This is a genomic window from Sodalis sp. C49 (genome assembly GCF_046352915.1).
Taxonomy (GTDB): domain Bacteria; phylum Pseudomonadota; class Gammaproteobacteria; order Enterobacterales; family Enterobacteriaceae; genus Acerihabitans.
This window is the reverse complement of the sequence record NZ_CP163303.1, coordinates 2,738,105-2,754,056: the sequence shown is the minus strand read 5'-3', so window position 1 is coordinate 2,754,056 and position 15,952 is coordinate 2,738,105. Positions and strand designations below refer to the sequence as shown.

General features: G+C 55.8%; 16 protein-coding genes. 10 read left to right on the top strand and 6 right to left on the bottom strand.

Annotated elements, in window-relative coordinates; all coding sequences use genetic code 11:
• Window positions 1-348 carry a gamma-glutamylcyclotransferase gene (locus ABUK12_RS12450; RefSeq protein WP_410016534.1) on the top strand — a complete coding sequence of 116 codons (348 nt, stop codon included), beginning with the start codon at window positions 1-3 and terminating at the stop codon, window positions 346-348.
• Window positions 349-417: 69 nt separating this feature from the next.
• On the opposite strand, the gene ppa is transcribed toward ABUK12_RS12450, so the two are convergent.
• Window positions 418-945, bottom strand: a complete 528-nt coding sequence (gene ppa, locus ABUK12_RS12445) for an inorganic diphosphatase (protein WP_410016533.1) — start codon at window positions 943-945, stop codon at window positions 418-420.
• A gap of 270 nt (window positions 946-1,215) precedes the next feature.
• Here ppa and ABUK12_RS12440 point away from each other — a divergent pair, with 270 nt between their 5' ends.
• Complete coding sequence (locus ABUK12_RS12440) at window positions 1,216-2,820, top strand: methyl-accepting chemotaxis protein (RefSeq protein WP_410016532.1); 1,605 nt, start codon at window positions 1,216-1,218, stop codon at window positions 2,818-2,820.
• A 1,677-nt stretch (window positions 2,821-4,497) separates the two neighbouring features.
• Here ABUK12_RS12440 and fbp read toward each other — a convergent pair.
• The gene (gene fbp, locus ABUK12_RS12435; protein ID WP_410016531.1) at window positions 4,498-5,502 is read right to left on the bottom strand and encodes a class 1 fructose-bisphosphatase; all 1,005 of its coding nucleotides are present in this window, start codon (window positions 5,500-5,502) and stop codon (window positions 4,498-4,500) included.
• A gap of 265 nt (window positions 5,503-5,767) precedes the next feature.
• Here fbp and mpl point away from each other — a divergent pair, with 265 nt between their 5' ends.
• The gene (mpl, locus tag ABUK12_RS12430; RefSeq protein ID WP_410016530.1) at window positions 5,768-7,141 is read left to right on the top strand and encodes a UDP-N-acetylmuramate:L-alanyl-gamma-D-glutamyl-meso-diaminopimelate ligase; all 1,374 of its coding nucleotides are present in this window, start codon (window positions 5,768-5,770) and stop codon (window positions 7,139-7,141) included.
• A gap of 273 nt (window positions 7,142-7,414) precedes the next feature.
• On the opposite strand, the gene yhcN is transcribed toward mpl, so the two are convergent.
• Both yhcN and argR read right to left on the bottom strand, forming a co-directional pair.
• Window positions 7,415-7,678: a peroxide/acid stress response protein YhcN gene (yhcN, locus tag ABUK12_RS12425; protein ID WP_410016529.1), complete on the bottom strand. Its 264-nt coding sequence runs from the start codon at window positions 7,676-7,678 to the stop codon at window positions 7,415-7,417.
• Window positions 7,679-8,124: 446 nt separating this feature from the next.
• The gene (gene argR, locus ABUK12_RS12420) at window positions 8,125-8,595 is read right to left on the bottom strand and encodes a transcriptional regulator ArgR (protein ID WP_410016528.1); all 471 of its coding nucleotides are present in this window, start codon (window positions 8,593-8,595) and stop codon (window positions 8,125-8,127) included.
• Window positions 8,596-9,048: 453 nt separating this feature from the next.
• Here argR and mdh point away from each other — a divergent pair, with 453 nt between their 5' ends.
• Both mdh and ABUK12_RS12410 read left to right on the top strand, forming a co-directional pair.
• Window positions 9,049-9,987, top strand: a complete 939-nt coding sequence (gene mdh, locus ABUK12_RS12415) for a malate dehydrogenase (RefSeq protein ID WP_410016527.1) — start codon at window positions 9,049-9,051, stop codon at window positions 9,985-9,987.
• Window positions 9,988-10,494: 507 nt separating this feature from the next.
• Window positions 10,495-10,878, top strand: coding sequence for a DNA-binding protein (locus ABUK12_RS12410; protein ID WP_410016526.1), 384 nt, complete (start codon window positions 10,495-10,497; stop codon window positions 10,876-10,878).
• Between the two features lie 48 nt (window positions 10,879-10,926).
• Here the strand turns inward: ABUK12_RS12410 and ABUK12_RS12405 are convergent, their stop codons facing one another.
• Complete coding sequence (locus ABUK12_RS12405) at window positions 10,927-11,190, bottom strand: helix-turn-helix domain-containing protein (RefSeq protein WP_410016525.1); 264 nt, start codon at window positions 11,188-11,190, stop codon at window positions 10,927-10,929.
• A gap of 183 nt (window positions 11,191-11,373) precedes the next feature.
• Here ABUK12_RS12405 and ABUK12_RS12400 point away from each other — a divergent pair, with 183 nt between their 5' ends.
• Entirely contained in the window at window positions 11,374-11,760 is a 387-nt protein-coding gene (locus ABUK12_RS12400) for a DNA-binding protein (protein WP_410016524.1), read from the top strand.
• Between the two features lie 54 nt (window positions 11,761-11,814).
• On the opposite strand, the gene ispB is transcribed toward ABUK12_RS12400, so the two are convergent.
• Window positions 11,815-12,786 (bottom strand): octaprenyl diphosphate synthase, encoded by a 972-nt coding sequence (ispB, locus tag ABUK12_RS12395; protein ID WP_410016523.1) that lies wholly within the window; start codon window positions 12,784-12,786, stop codon window positions 11,815-11,817.
• A gap of 257 nt (window positions 12,787-13,043) precedes the next feature.
• Here ispB and rplU point away from each other — a divergent pair, with 257 nt between their 5' ends.
• The 4 genes from rplU (at window position 13,044) to cgtA (ending at window position 15,945) form a co-directional block, all read left to right on the top strand.
• The gene (rplU, locus tag ABUK12_RS12390; protein WP_162364085.1) at window positions 13,044-13,355 is read left to right on the top strand and encodes a 50S ribosomal protein L21; all 312 of its coding nucleotides are present in this window, start codon (window positions 13,044-13,046) and stop codon (window positions 13,353-13,355) included.
• Between the two features lie 15 nt (window positions 13,356-13,370).
• Window positions 13,371-13,631, top strand: a complete 261-nt coding sequence (rpmA, locus tag ABUK12_RS12385) for a 50S ribosomal protein L27 (protein WP_162364084.1) — start codon at window positions 13,371-13,373, stop codon at window positions 13,629-13,631.
• A gap of 132 nt (window positions 13,632-13,763) precedes the next feature.
• A complete protein-coding gene (locus ABUK12_RS12380; protein ID WP_410016522.1) occupies window positions 13,764-14,747 on the top strand; it encodes a DMT family transporter in 984 nt (327 codons plus the stop codon).
• A gap of 16 nt (window positions 14,748-14,763) precedes the next feature.
• On the top strand, window positions 14,764-15,945 hold the full coding sequence (cgtA, locus tag ABUK12_RS12375) for an Obg family GTPase CgtA (protein WP_410016521.1): 1,182 nt from the start codon (window positions 14,764-14,766) through the stop codon (window positions 15,943-15,945).
• Window positions 15,946-15,952 lie beyond the last annotated feature (7 nt).

Here is a 15,952-nt window from a genome sequence, read left to right as displayed (position 1 = left end):
ATGCGAATAATTGTCTACGGTAGTCTGCGACGCAATCAAGGCAACAGTCATTGGATGACGAACGGCCAGTGGTTAGGCGATCACGTGATCTCCGGCTTTGAATTATACGATCTCGGTCATTATCCGGCGGTCGTCCCCGGCACGGGAACGGTATATTGTGAGGTATATCGCATTGATTCCTCGACGTTGGCCGAGTTGGATGCCCTGCGCACCAAAAGCGGCGAGTATAAACGGGCCCTGATCGCGACGCCTTACGGCGGCGCCTGGATGTATGTCTACCAGCGGCCGGTGGAGGGATTGCGGCGGTTGTTGAGTGGGGACTGGGTAAAACGCGCCGAAGAATCCTGAACCCTGAGTGATGGCAAGGAAATGCGCAAACCAGGCTTTGCGCATTTCCGGGACAGGGACAGGCGTAACTTATTTCTTAGCGCGTTCGAAGGAGGCGATAATTTCCGCTTTTGCGGCTTCGGCGTTTTCCCAGCCCGACACTTTCACCCATTTGCCTGCTTCCAGATCTTTATAATGTTCGAAGAAATGGGTGATTTGCGCCCGCAGCAGCGGAGACAAGTCTTCCACGTCTTTCACATTGTCGTACTCTTTGGTCATTTTGGTGTGCGGCACCGCCACCAGCTTGGCGTCTTCGCCGGCTTCGTCGGTCATCTTGAGCACGCCTACCGGGCGGCAGCGAATAACGGAACCGGGTTGCAGCGGGTACGGCGTCGGCACCAATACATCGACCGGATCCCCGTCGAGCGAGAGGGTATGGTTGATGTAACCGTAGTTGCAAGGGTAAAACATCGCGGTGGACATGAAACGATCGACAAACAGCGCACCGGTTGCTTTATCAACTTCGTATTTGATCGGGGAAGCGTTGGCCGGGATTTCAATCACGACGTAAATATCCTCGGGAAGATCTTTTCCTGCCGGTACCAGATTCAAGCTCATGTCAGTTTCCTTAACCTTTCCAATAATAATGGCCTAGCGCCTATTATAACCAAAAAATGCGGTAGTTCACCGCCGAATACTTGCCTGCGGCGAATTAACCGACCCAATCCGGCCTGTGAGGTGACTCACATAACGGATATATAACGGATTGATCCCCGCTGAATCGATAAAGTCTTCGCCGGTGCCACCGATAACCGATGCAGGGCGGAGTGTACAGCCTCTGCCGGGTGATTTGTATTCATCAACATCTGAAAATGCAGGGGCGGAGCTATGTTGAAAACCATGAGCGTCAAGGTTGGATTACTGACCTGGCTGATCGTGATGACCATTATTTTATTTATTGTCGGTGGTATCGGCATTCGTACCATTCAGCAAAGTTCACGTTCCCTGCAAGCCATTAACCAGGTTCAGGGCGAGGAACTGGGCCTGTTATCCCGCAGCTATAACGCTTCGCTCAGGGCGCGCACAGAGGCGTCACTGGCGGTAAGGCAGTATGAGACCGGCCTTATCAACGAAGCCCAGGCATCGACGGCCAATGTCAAGGCGTTGGCCAAGCTGGCCGACCAAGATATGGCGGCGTTTCTGGCGACCGGTTCGGTGACCGCCGAGGGCGCCAGGCGCGCCCAGCAGCTGAACCTGGTGTATCAGCGTTATAATGAACAGGGCGTTAAGCCCGTCATGGTCGCCCTGAATAATGCGAATCCGGACGGGTATTATCAGGTGCTGGAGACGCAGCTTACTCCGCTCAGCCTGGAGATGGATAAGGCGCTGGACACTTTTCAGCACTATGCGCTGCAGACCGGGCAGCAGATCCAGCGTGACGCCGCCGATGCCGCCCGTATCCAGTTGATGCTGACGATTGTCGCCTGTGTGCTGGCCCTGGTGTTGTCGGTGATAGCCTGGCTGGCGGTGCGCAGATTTATCCTGCGTCCGCTGGATGGCGCCATTGTCCATCTGGAACATATTGCCGCCGGCTCGCTGTATTATCCGGTGAGCGCCAGTAAAGCCACCGAGCTGGCGCGTCTGAACAATGCGCTGTCGTTGATGCAGGATGCGCTGGCCGGCACCGTGAGCGAGGTGCGTGTGGCGGGCGGCCAAATCGATACCGGCACGCGGGAATTGGCCCAGGGCAATACCCATCTTTCCCAGCGGACAGAAGCCTCCGCCGCGGCGCTTGAACAGACGGCGGCGAGTATGGAGCAGCTGACCCAGACGGTGAAACTGAATGCCGAGCATGCCCGTCAGGCCCATGAGCTGGCCAGGGCGGTGTCCGATACCGCCGACAAGGGGAGCGAGGTGGTCTGTTACGTGATTGAAAAGATGCAGGCGATTACCGCGAGTTCGCGTCGTATCGCCGATATCCTGGGCGTGATTGACGGTATTGCGTTCCAGACCAATATCCTGGCGCTGAACGCGGCGGTGGAAGCGGCGCGCGCCGGCGAGCAGGGCAGGGGATTTGCGGTGGTGGCCGGGGAGGTGCGTAACCTGGCCCATCGCAGCGCGGAGGCGGCGAAGGAGATCAAGGGGTTGATCCAAGAGTCGCAGGGGCGGGTTAACGAGGGGTCGGAGATGGCCCATACCGCCGGCGAGACCATGGATGAAATTTCCGAGGAAGTGATGCGGGTGACCAAGCTGATGCGTGAGATTTCCAATGCCACCGATGAGCAGAGCCGCGGCATTGAACAGATTAGCCTGGCGGTGTCGCAGATGGACGCGGTGGCGCAGCAGAACGCCTCGTTGGTGGAGGAATCAAGCGCGGCGACGCGTTCGCTGCAGGCGCAGTCGCAGCAGTTGGCGAAGAGTATGGCGGTGTTTCAGCTTGAGGAGGTGGCGGCAGTGGCGGAAGAAGTGAGTGACGTGGAGGCGGCGGCCTGAAGGTGTAGTACCGCTGATCTGGCGTTGGCGCGTGCTCCCTTGGACATATCTGTGTTGAGTTCGGCGTTGGCGGGCAGATATGGTCCGGCCATCATATTGGGCACCCGTGAATATGGATGTCGCCACGGCGGGGGGGTGTAGCTTGCGGCGAGGGTTATGTCGTTGCGGTAAGGTTTATGATGCCGCGGTGCAGGTTTCGCTTGCCGTGCGTTCGGTGGTTATATGCAGTGCCGGGTGCTGGCAAGCGACAAAGAGGCCGTACCGCGACGGCCTCCTTGACCTCCGCGCGGCCGGCAGATCGTGCGCCGCTGCGCGGTTCCCGGCAGCGCTGCATCCCGGCTTTTTGGACCGCCCGATATGCGCTCCCAGCGCAATCCGGGCTTTCGCCGCTCCCGGCGGCTCATCCAGCCGCGATGCGCGCCGCCGGCGCACTCTATGCCGGCATCACGTCAACACCATCGCCTGTGAGCAAATCGGCGTTTTGGGGTTCTTAGCGGTATGCGCTTACCGGGAAAACTACCAGTATTCATTTTTTTAGTGGCTGATGGCTGAAAGCGTATTTTTTACTGCTAAAACTTAACGCTGAATGATGAATGTTTTACTGTTCGACTGCATAACGATAACGGGTAAGGGCATGTCTGAATAACCGGTTTTTCGCTGCGCCAACTGTATTCCCTACTCGTTGCATCCCATATTAGTTAATCCTATGCCGACGCCTGACCTTATCCTAAGCAACAGCGCCGCTATCGCTTCATAACATGCAGTACGAACAGCGACATGTGGACCGGCATAAAGCGCGCTGACGGCGCCTGTGCCCCCGGCATGAGCCGCCGGGAGCGGCGAAAGGCCCGGTAGCGCCGGGAGCGCTAACCGGGCCGGTGCATAACGGGGGCATGGGCGGCGGAAGGCATCGCGCAGCGACGCGCGACCTGCCGGGCGCGCGGAGGTCAAGGAGGCCGTCGCGGTACGGCCTCTTTGTCGCTTGCCGGCACCGGGCACGCCATATAACCACCGAACGCACGGCAAGCGAAACCCGCACTGCGGCAACATAAGCCCCCCGCAAGCGCCAGCGAAATCCCAGCCAAAGCTGGCCGCTTTCCATTTAAATGCAGGCAAATGCAGGCGAAAAGGTTCGTCTATCTCTGTTACGGCGTGCTGTATACGTAGCAGCCCTAATGGGCGCGCTCTCCCTTGAACACGTCTGCTTTGAGATGAGTGTTGGCGGGCCTAGCGCGCCATGGGGCGCTCGGTCGGGCGGGAAAAGCACGCCCGATTCGACCCCATTGGCACGCTCTCCCTTGAACACGTCTGCTTTAAGTTCGGCGTTGGCGGGCCTAGCGCACCATGGGGCGCTCGGTCGGGAGGGAACACCACGCCCGATTCGACCCCATTGGCACGGACTCCCTTGAACACGTCTGCTTTGAGATGAGTGTTGGCGGGCCTACCGCGCCATGGGGCCTCGGTCGGGCGGGAACACCACGCCCGATTCGACCCCATCGGCACGGTCTCCCTTGAACACGTCTGCTTTGAGATGAGCGTTGGCGGGCCTACCGCGCCATGGGGCCTCGGTCGGGCGGGAACACCACGCCCGATTCGACCCCATCGGCACGCTCTCCCTTTAACACGTCTGCGTTGAGTTCAGCGTTAGCGGACCTGCCGTGCCGCGAGGCGTGGTTATTATTCGTCGGGGAAATCGCGCATAAAGCGCTCAGCGTCGTTGACCATGGATTCGGTGCCGACAAAGAACGGCGAACGCTGGTGGAGCTGTTGCGGCACGATATCCAGGATGCGGTTTTTGCCGTCGCTGGCCTTGCCGCCGGCCTGTTCGGCCAGGAACGCGACCGGGTTGCATTCATACAGCAGGCGCAGTTTGCCCTGCGGATGCGTGGCGGTGCTGGGATAAAGGTAGATGCCGCCCTTGAGCAAATTGCGGTGGAAGTCGGATACCAGCGAGCCGATGTAGCGGGAAGTGTAGGGGCGGTGAGTGGCCTCGTCCATCTCCTGGCAGTATTTGATGTATTTTTTAACGCCGTTGGGGAACTTGATGTAGTTGCCTTCGTTAATGGAATACATATTGCCGGTGGCCGGGAAGCGTACGCTTTCGTGGGAGAGGCAAAATACGCCGATGGAAGGATCGTAGGTAAAAGCGTGGACCCCGCAGCCGGTGGTATAAACCAGCATGGTGGACGAGCCGTATACTACGTAACCCGCTGCGACCTGCTTGCTGCCGGGCTGGAGGAAATCCTCGAGCGTCACCGGCGTGCCCACCGGCGTGACCCGGCGGTAGATGGAAAATATCGTGCCTACCGAGACGTTGACATCGATATTGGATGAGCCGTCCAGCGGGTCCATCAGCACGACATATTTGCCGCTGGTGGAGCGCTCGCCGTCAAAAATAACGATTTCGTCTTCTTCTTCGGAAGCAATGCCCGCTACCTGTCCGCGCGCCTTCAGCGCCGCTTTTAATTTTTCATTGGCAAACAGGTCGAGTTTCATCTGCACTTCGCCCTGGATATTGGATACGCCGCTGGTGCCGAGGATATCCACCAAACCCGCTGTATTAATATCGCGGTGAATGATCTTCGCCCCTAATTTTATCGCGGAGAGTAACGCGGTAAGTTCACCGGTGGCATGTGGAAATTCGTGCTGTTTCTCTACGATAAATTCGCCTAACGTTTTCATATCACTTTCCCTGGATCCAAAGAATGACCATGTTGCTAAGGATGAAAAGCGGTACAATCGATTTTCACTGACCAATTTCACTGACCGATTTCACTGACCGAGTAACAGTCCGGTTAACCTGACAGAGCTAACACTCATCGATTTGCCGCTTACGTATGTAATGCAGTTTAGCTTAAACGAATGCGAGTACATCATCAAATCCGTTTATATCAGTCGGCCGCAGCGGTAGAATGAGCCGCAGTTCGTGTTAAAAAATGGAAAAATTATGCGCATACACATTCTCGGGATCTGCGGCACATTTATGGGTGGGCTGGCGATGCTGGCGCGCGCGTTGGGGCATGAAGTGACCGGGTCCGATGATAACGTCTATCCCCCGATGAGCACGCTGCTGCAGGATCAGGGCATTGTGCTGATCAAGGGTTACGATCCGGCGCAGCTGACGCCCGAGCCGGAACTGGTCATTATCGGTAATGCGATGAGCCGCGGCAATCCCTGTGTGGAAGCGGTACTGGAGCGGGGTATTCCTTACATGTCCGGCCCGCAGTGGCTGCACGATCGCGTGCTGCAGCAGCGTTGGGTGATAGCGGTGGCCGGCACCCATGGCAAAACCACCACCGCCGGCATGGTAACCTGGATCCTGGAGGAGTGCGGCTATCAGCCGGGGTTCGTGATAGGCGGCGTGCCGGGGAATTTTACCGTTTCCGCACGTTTAGGAGACGGCGCGTTTTTTGTGGTGGAAGCGGATGAATACGATTGTGCGTTTTTTGATAAGCGTTCCAAATTTGTCCATTATTGCCCGCGCACCCTGATTCTTAATAACCTTGAGTTCGATCATGCGGATATTTTTGACGATCTGAAAGCCATCCAAAAACAGTTCCACCATCTGGTCAGGCTGGTGCCCGGCAAAGGGAAAATCATCCTGCCCGATAACGACCCGCATCTGAAGCAGGTGATGGCGATGGGCTGCTGGAGCGAGCAGGAATATGTCGGTGAGGAAGGCAGCTGGCGGGCGAAAAAAAGCGCGGCGGACGCCAGCCGGTTCCAGGTCTTCCTGCAAGGCGAGCTGATGGGCGACGTGCAGTGGGATCTGGTGGGCGAGCACAATATGCATAATGGCCTGATGGCGATTGCCGCCGCCCGTCACGTGGGGGTGCAGCCGGCCGATGCCTGCCGGGCGTTGGGATCCTTTATCAATGCCCGCCGTCGTCTTGAGCTTAAAGGGACTGCCAACGGCGTGAAACTCTATGATGATTTCGCTCACCATCCCACTGCAATCCTGGCGACCCTAGCCGCGTTGCGCAGTAAAGTTGGCGGTACCGCGCGTATTCTGGCGGTGCTGGAACCGCGCTCCAACACCATGAAAATGGGCTTGAATAAAAATGAGCTGGCGCCTTCGCTGGGCCGCGCCGACGAGGTATTTTTATTCCAGCCCCAGCATATTCCCTGGCAGGTGAGCGAGGTGGCGGAGGCGTGCGTACAGCCGGCGCATTGGAGCGCCGATGTCGATACGCTGGTGGAAATGATTGTCAAGACGTCGCAACCGGGCGATTACATTCTGGTGATGAGCAACGGCGGCTTCGGCGGCATTCATGAAAAACTGCTGGCGCAGTTAAACCTGAAAGCCGGCCTGGCGGTGTAGGCGCCGTGCGCAAGCCAAAAAAACCCCCGCAAGCGGGGGAAAAGGTTCGCCGGATAGGACGACGAGAGGGAATCGGCTGTCCGCGTCTTGGGTTATTACTGGACACAGGAATAACTGAGGGCGACGACGGCATAACCGCTTTGACTTCTGGAGTAAACTCTTTCTGCACTGCGTTATTGATTATTGTTTCAAGCCTTGACGAACCCGCCGGCTTTCAGCAATTCAGCCCAGGGCGCGGCGGCAAGTCGCTGCCGGTGCCCTCCATCCATGTGCTTATTTATACAACTCGGCCGTGGCGTGCCAGGTATCATTTTCACGGGCTTCCGTGATGTGGTATGCCGTTGCGCCTTTGGCTTCAGCAGCTTGATTCAGCGCCTGATGGATGTCGGAAGGCGCACCCGCGATCCCGCCTACGCTTACGGTGCCGAACGAATGCAAGCCGCTGGCCTGATCCTGCGAGATTGATTCTGCGGCGAAGGCGCCGAAAGATAAGGCTGACATTACGGTCATCAGTGATACTGCGGTTTTAATTTTCATGTTTTATACCTCTACTATTCTTTTGACTGACGTTCTTCATGCTGTTCTTTATTGCTGACAACAGGATGTAAAACGTGATGTTCATCACGAAACAAAGTATACACTAGTAACGGCAGGTATTAGTAGTTTGCTCATAATTTATTATGAAACTTTATTTCTGTACTTTCGCATGATATAAGAAAAAGCTATTAAAAGTGGTTGAATAATATACAATTCATGTTAAATAATTGTAATTTCAATCAGATAGCGAGTTTTAGCCAAACGTGCTGTCTGGCCGGCCACCGGCGGTGGAAACCGCCGCGGTGAAACCATAGAGAGAATATTAGCGGGGCTTAGGACCACAAAGGCAGCATCATTTGTGGCGTGATGACGCTTTTGCAGCGGCATAAAAGAGATGAAAAGCACGAATGTTAGGCGCTGGCGTTATAAAGCGCCCGATCGTCGGCTTAGAGTTCCTGTTCAAACAGAATAAGGATGGCTTCGTAAAGCTGCTTTACGCTAAAACCCTTGGCGGGGGTGGTAAAGATCGTATCGTCCCCGGCTATGGTGCCCAGGATGCCTTCGGATTTACCCAGGGAATCCAGCAGCCGCGCGATAAGCTGGGCGGCGCCGGGACTGGTATGGATAACGATAACCGCGTCGTTGTGATCGACATCCAGCACCAGGTTTTTCAGCGGACTGCTGGTGGTGGGCACGCCCAGTTCCGCCGGCAGGCAATAGACCATTTCCATCTTCGCGTTGCGGGTCCTTACCGCGCCGAATTTAGTCAGCATCCTTGATACCTTGGACTGGTTAATATTTTCAAATCCCTGTTCTTGCAATGCAAAAACGATTTCACCTTGGGAGCTGAATTTCTCTTCCTTAAGCAAGGCCTTAAAAGCTTTCACCAGTTCTTCTTGTTTAAAGTGGTTGCGCATATTTTCCCAAACCAGTAGCCAGTATTGTCCGACGAATTATGCATAAATTTGCATTTTTATGCAATAACAATGCGCAGCCACCGCCAGGATGGCCAAATTAAGTCGGCAAAACAATCAGCTTAGCAATATCTATTCAAACCGACCATGACCGGGCTCCCATATTTCATGGCCGTTAAAAGTAAAGAGAATGTTATTAATTTGATGTTGTTTTAACCATTGCTGTCGGTGTAGTGTGGACGCTAACCACGGGTATTGAACGGCGGCGACAGGCATTATCCGGTGAGGTCATCCGGCATGGGAATTCGGGCGGCTAATAGGGATAAAAAAGGGAAGTTAATGCGTCAATTCTCAAATTTGCGATCGCTGATTTGTTTTTACCCGTTTATGTCTCTATGATCATAACCAGATGATTTGACGGCATTTAATTTTTCCTATAATAATAAGGAGATTAGAATGAAAGTCGCAGTTCTCGGCGCAGCGGGTGGCATAGGCCAGGCCCTTGCCCTGTTGCTCAAAACCCAGCTCCCTCCAGGTTCAGAACTCTCTCTTTATGACATCGCCCCCGTAACGCCCGGCGTGGCGGTCGATCTCAGCCATATTCCCACCGCGGTCAAGATTAAGGGCTTTAGCGGCGAGGACGCAACCCCCGCCTTGGCAGGGGCGGACATCGTTCTTATTTCCGCCGGCGTGGCGCGTAAGCCCGGCATGGATCGCGCCGATCTGTTTAACGTCAATGCGGGCATTGTACGCAACCTGATCAACCAGGTGGCGAAAGCCTGTCCCACGGCGTTAATCGGCATTATCACCAATCCCGTCAATACCACCGTGGCGATTGCCGCTGAAGCGCTGAAGAAAGCCGGGGTGTATGACAAACGCAAGCTTTTCGGCGTCACTACCCTGGATATCATCCGTTCCAATACTTTTGTCGCCGAGCTGAAAGGCTTGCGGCCCGAGGACGTGGAAGTGCGTGTGATTGGCGGCCATTCCGGCGTCACTATCCTGCCTTTATTGTCACAGGTGAAAGGCGTGAGCTTCAGCGAGCAGGAAATCGCCGATCTCACCCGCCGTATCCAGAATGCCGGCACCGAGGTCGTGGAAGCGAAAGCCGGCGGCGGTTCGGCCACGTTATCAATGGGCCAGGCGGCGGCGCGGTTCGGCTTGTCGTTGGCGCGCGCCATGCAGGGTGAAGCCGGCGTGGTGGAATGCGCGTACGTTGAAGGGGACGGCGAATTTACCCGTTTCTTTGCCCAACCGCTGTTGTTGGGCAGACAAGGGCTGGAAGAACGTCAATCCATCGGTACCTTGAGCGCGTTCGAACAGCAGGCGCTGGAACAGATGAAGGATGTGCTGAAGAAAGATATCGAACTGGGCGAAAAATTCATCAATCAGTAGCCTGTACGCCGCGACCCGGAACCCTGGGCCGCGGCTGTTAGCGATCGCCATCGCACGTGCCGGCGGTGGGACGCGCCGGTCATCTGCCGGCCTCCGACCCTTTCCCCTTCATTTGGTCCCTTCCTCATCAGGTTAAACGTATTTTACCCCAGCTTATGTGGACATGTTTTTCATCATTTACCAGCATGTCTTATCGGCGATTTCTGCAATTAAAAACGCGTTTTACCTGCCGCTAGGTTAATTGCCTTACTTAATTATTCTATTGATAAATAGTGTTTATTTTCAGTTTATGGGATAAAAACCAACCACGATCTCATTTTTACATCCGTTGTAGCGCTTACTGCTTTTTTTGTGTTGTAATTGACGTAACGGCAAGCCGTAATGGCTAAACTGCAAAAGCGAACCTATAACGGAACCGTGCCTGGGTAAGACCGCTGCGTTAAAAGGGTTTTACAGGTATTGCGGAATGGAGATAACGAGAGTTATTACCAGACAAGGAGGGAAACGATGGCACTAAAAAAGGAATGGATAGCCACGCATGAACTGATAGGCGTCGGTGGGTTGCCTAAAACGCGCCAAGGGCTGAACCGGCGGGCGCGCGAAGAAGGCTGGCATAAAAGGCGACGCGAAGGGGCACGCGGCAAGGCTGTGGAATATGCATGGCAAAGCCTGCCCGACACGGTAAAAAAAACGCTGTCGCTCCGTTCCGGTACTGCTGAATATAAGGTCTCGCAGCAGGAACCTTCTTCCACCTGGCTGGAAATTCACCGACAGCTCTCCTGCGCGGAACGCGACTTCGTGGTGTCGTTTATTTTAAGGGAGGGCGTTTTAAACCTGTTAAAACGCCTGGATTATCCCGATGAATCCCTGGCGGGACTCGATCGGGAGTAGGAGGGTAAGACCGGCGCGCCCGGGGGCGTATTCCGGCCTGGTTTACTGTCAGCGGGAGCGTATCAGGCTTTTTCTGTCAACCAACTGATTCGTCTTTGGATCAATGTAACGGCTGGGCCAGATTTCCAGTGGGTGTATGCCCAAGGCATTCCCTATAAGCCATTCGCCTTTCGGCCATGGGCGGGTCATGGCGTTCGCCAGGGTTGACGAACTCAAGCCTGCATCCCGAGAGACGGCCGCAAGCGTGGTGCCGCGTTTACGTAACGCTGCAATGATATCGGCGGAGTGCCAATCTTTTATCCTTTCACACATATTCAATCCCTTGCTGCTCACTGAGGGTAGGTAAATGCACTAATTAGCATAAGTAAGTAACCCGTAGTTGATTTCACTATGCCACCGGAAAATTTATAGCACATTTTTTCCTAAAGTTTTTCCACCATTTTCTCAATGATGTCAAATTTTGCTATGGACGTCCCTTTTTGGAATGCAAAAGATATGAAAAAAGCCTGGTTTAAGACCTGTGAACTCATTGGTGTAGCCAAGCTTCCGGGTACCCGGCAAGGCATTACCGCGCGGGCACGGCGGGAAAACTGGATCCGCCGTCCGGTCGTGGGCGTGCAGGGAAAAGGCCTGGAATTCGCCATTGAGAGTTTACCAGCCGAAGTGCAACAAGAGCTCACCAGCCGGCAAATGCAGGAAACGCCCGTTGCCGAATACCTGATCAATCCCGCGCGCAAGGCGCCGGAAAAAGACCCTCTCGGGGCCTGGATGGCTATATATCAGCAATTTCAACCGGAGGAACGGGATGAGGTCATCAGCCTGGTGTTGCGCGAGGGGATTACGGGGTTTCTGACGCGCCTGGGCATGACGCCCAAGCGCTGATAATCACCGGGAACGGATTTGCCGGCGGGTTTCCCGCTATCGGCCGCCGGTTTCCTAAAATTGCCGTTGCACCGCCAGGTGCGCCAGGCTTTCCAGCGCCTGGCGAAAAGGGGTCGGCTCCAGGCAGGCGAGGCAGGTGATGGCGTTATCCGCTTCCGCTTCCGCACGCTGCCGGGTGTACTCGAGGGAACCGCACTGATGCATGGTTTCCAGCACCGCGTCGAGCAGGTGGCGGCCGTTGCCCTGGATAATGGCCTCGCGGATCATCGCCGCCTGCCGCGCGTCCCCGTGGCGCATGGCATGCAGCAGCGGCAGGGTGGGCTTGCCTTCATTCAGGTCGTCGCCGGTGTTTTTGCCCAGGGTCTTGCCGTCGGCGCCGTAATCCAGCAGATCATCGATTAGCTGGAAGGCGGTGCCCAGGTAACGGCCGTAATCCCGCAGGGCGTTTTCCTGCTCGGGGGTGGCGCCGGCCAAAATGGCGGAAGATTGCGCCGCCGCCTCGAACAGGCGGGCCGTCTTGCTGTAAATCACCCGCATGTAGCTCTCGATGCTAATATCGGGATCGTTGCAGTTCATTAACTGTAATACTTCGCCTTCGGCAATGACGTTAACCGCCTCCGACATCAGCGCCAGGACCCGCAGCGATTCCAGGCCGGTCATCATCTGGAAGGCGCGCGTGTAGATAAAATCCCCCACCAGGACGCTGGCGGCATTGCCGAACGCCGCGTTGGCCGTGGCCTTGCCCCGGCGCATATCGGATTCGTCAACCACGTCGTCATGCAATAAGGTGGCGGTATGGATAAATTCAATCAGCGCCGCCACGGTCACATGCTTTTTGCCGTCGTAATGCAAGGCCCTGGCCGCCAGCACGGCTATCATCGGGCGGATGCGCTTGCCCCCGCCGCTGATGATGTAGTGGCCAAGCTGATTGATAAGCGCGACTTCGGAGTTCAACTGCTCGAGGATAATCGCGTTGACGTCCGCCATATCATGTGCGGTAAGTTCTGTAATTTGATCAAGGTTCATTATTGTCTTTAGGCTTTATTTTAACCGTTAGATAGTAACGCTGCTCATGGGGCCAGATGGTAGAAACTGTGTTACTGATTGTACTTGAAAAATGCCAGAGATAAATGCCGGTGAAGAAACTGCGCTTTTTTCGTCTCCTGTATGTATTCTGCACTTGTCATAGGGCGCTTTTTTGCGTAGAATTCGCGCCCTATTGTGAATATTTATAGCGCACTGTGGACGAATCTAAGTTGAGTGCGCGGAAAGCGGAGTTTTTTATGTACGCGGTTTTCCAAAGTGGTGGTAAACAACACCGGGTCAGCGAAGGTCAGACTGTTCGCCTTGAAAAGCTGGACATCGCAACGGGTGAAACCGTTGAATTCGACCAGGTGATGATGATTGCCAACGGTGATGACATTCAGATCGGCGTTCCTTTCGTCAATGGCGGAAAGATTCAAGCTGAAGTAGTTGCCCATGGTCGTGGCGATAAAGTGACGATTGTTAAATTTCGTCGCCGTAAGCACTATCGTAAGCAACAAGGCCATCGTCAGTGGTTCACTGACGTGAAAATTACCGGTATCGGCGCCTAACAGGGGAGCACACTCATGGCACACAAAAAGGCTGGCGGCTCGACTCGTAACGGTCGCGACTCAGAAAGTAAACGCCTGGGCGTCAAACGCTTCGGCGGCGAAGCTGTTTTAGCAGGCAGCATCATCGTTCGCCAGCGTGGAACTAAATTCCACCCCGGCACCAACGTTGGTTGCGGTAAAGACCACACTCTGTTTGCTTTGGCTACTGGTAAAATCCAGTTCGAAGTTAAAGGACCGAAAAACCGCAAGTTTGTCAGCATCGTAGCAGCTGAATAAATTTTCCGTTTTTTGCTGGCCGCGGCTCCGATAGCCCGGCCCAGGCAACACGTCCCGATAACAGAGCAAAGCCCCGCAATTCTTGCGGGGCTTTTTACTTTTCTTTCCGGCCACGTTTCGCGTTAAACACTCATGAAGACAAATCAGCAGGCGGGACAGCAGGCAGGGGTGGGCATCATGCTGGCGCTCACCACCGCAATGTGCTGGGGGGCGTTGCCCATCGCCATGAAACAGGTGCTCACCGACATGGAGCCGTATACCGTGGTCTGGTACCGTTTCATCATGGCGGGTATCGGTCTGGCCGTCATCCTGGCGCCGCGTCGCCAACTGCCGTCATTAACGCTGTTTTTGCGCTGGCGCTGGCTGATGATGCTGGTTATCGCCACCGCGGGCTTGCTGGGCAACTTTATTTTCTTCAGTTCGTCGCTGCAATACCTTAGCCCGACCGCGTCGCAGGTCATCGGCCAGCTTTCGCCGGTGGGCATGATGTTCGCCAGCGTGCTGATCCTTAAGGAACGCATGCGCGGCACCCAGATTATCGGGGCGTTGATGCTGATAAGCGGCCTGGTGATGTTTTTTAATACCAGCCTGCTGGAGATCTTTACCCGGCTGACCGACTACACCCTGGGGGTGATCCTGGGGGTTTGCGCGGCGACGGTCTGGGTCTGTTACGGCGTGGCGCAAAAGGTTCTGCTGCGCCGGCTGGCCTCGCAACAGATCCTGTTTTTACTGTATGTTTTGTGTACAATAGCCTTATCCGTCGTGGCCAAGCCCGCGGCGGTGATGCACCTAAGCTTGTGGCAGGTTGCCTGCCTGGTATTTTGCGGTGCCAATACATTGGTTGGTTACGGCGCGCTGGCGGAAGCCATGGCGCGCTGGCAGGCGGCGCAGGTCAGCGCTATCGTCACGCTGACGCCCCTGTTCACCTTACTTTTTTCGGATTTGCTGTCACTGGCCTGGCCGGATTATTTCGCTGCTCCGGCGCTGAATATTGTCGGTTATCTGGGCGCGTTTGTCGTGGTGGCGGGTGCGATGTTTTCTGCGGCGGGCCATCGGCTCCTGCCCGTGCGGGCCAAAACAGGACCGGTGCTGCCCATTAAGCCGCCCGGCAAATGAATTACGGAGAGTTTCCATGAAGTTTGTAGATGAGGCCGCCATCGTGGTGGTCGCGGGCGACGGCGGCAACGGTTGCGTCAGTTTCCGGCGGGAAAAATATATTCCTAACGGCGGTCCTGACGGCGGCGACGGCGGGGACGGCGGCGATGTCTATCTGCTGGCGGACCGGAACCTGAACACCCTGATCGATTATCGCTTCGAAAAATCCTTCCGCGCTGAACGCGGTCAAAACGGCCAAAGCCGGGACTGCACCGGCAAACGCGGCAAGGACATTACCATCAAAGTCCCGGTGGGCACCCGTATCCTCGACCAGGGCACCGGTGAAACCATGGCCGACATGACCCGCCATGAGCAACGCGTCATGGTGGCGAAAGGCGGTTTCCACGGCTTGGGCAACGCGCGCTTTAAATCTTCCATTAACCGCGCCCCGCGCCAGAAAACCGACGGCACCAAGGGCGAAAACCGCGAACTGCAGCTCGAACTGCTGCTGCTGGCCGATGTCGGCATGCTCGGGCTGCCCAATGCCGGCAAATCAACATTTATCCGCGCGGTGTCCGCCGCCAAACCCAAGGTGGCCGACTATCCCTTCACCACCCTGGTGCCGAGCCTTGGCGTGGTGCGCATGGATAATGAGCAGAGCTTTGTGGTCGCCGATATCCCCGGCCTGATTGAAGGCGCGTCCGAAGGCGCCGGCCTGGGCATTCGTTTCCTGAAACACCTTGAGCGCTGCCGGGTGCTGCTGCACCTGATCGATCTCGCCCCCATCGATGAATCGGATCCCATCGAAAACGCCCGGATCATCGTCAAGGAGCTTGAGCGCTACAGTGAAAAGCTGGCCGCCAAGCCGCGCTGGCTGGTATTTAATAAGATCGACCTGCTCGACCCCGAAGAAGCGGATCGCCGGGCCAAGGCCATAGCCGCGGCGCTCGGCTGGCAGGAACAGTTTTATATTATTTCCGCCGCCAGCCAGCAGGGCGTTAAAGCGCTGTGCTGGGACGTGATGGCCTTCATTAACAGCCATCCCCACGATCTGCCGGCTGAAGAGGCCGCCGCCCCGGTCAAGGTTGAGTTTATGTGGGATGACTATCACCGCGAACAGCTGGAAAAAACCGAGATCGTCGCTGAAGAGGACGATCTGGACGATGACGATTGGGACGAAGATGATGAAGAAGGCGTGGAATTTATCTATCACCGCTGACGGTTCT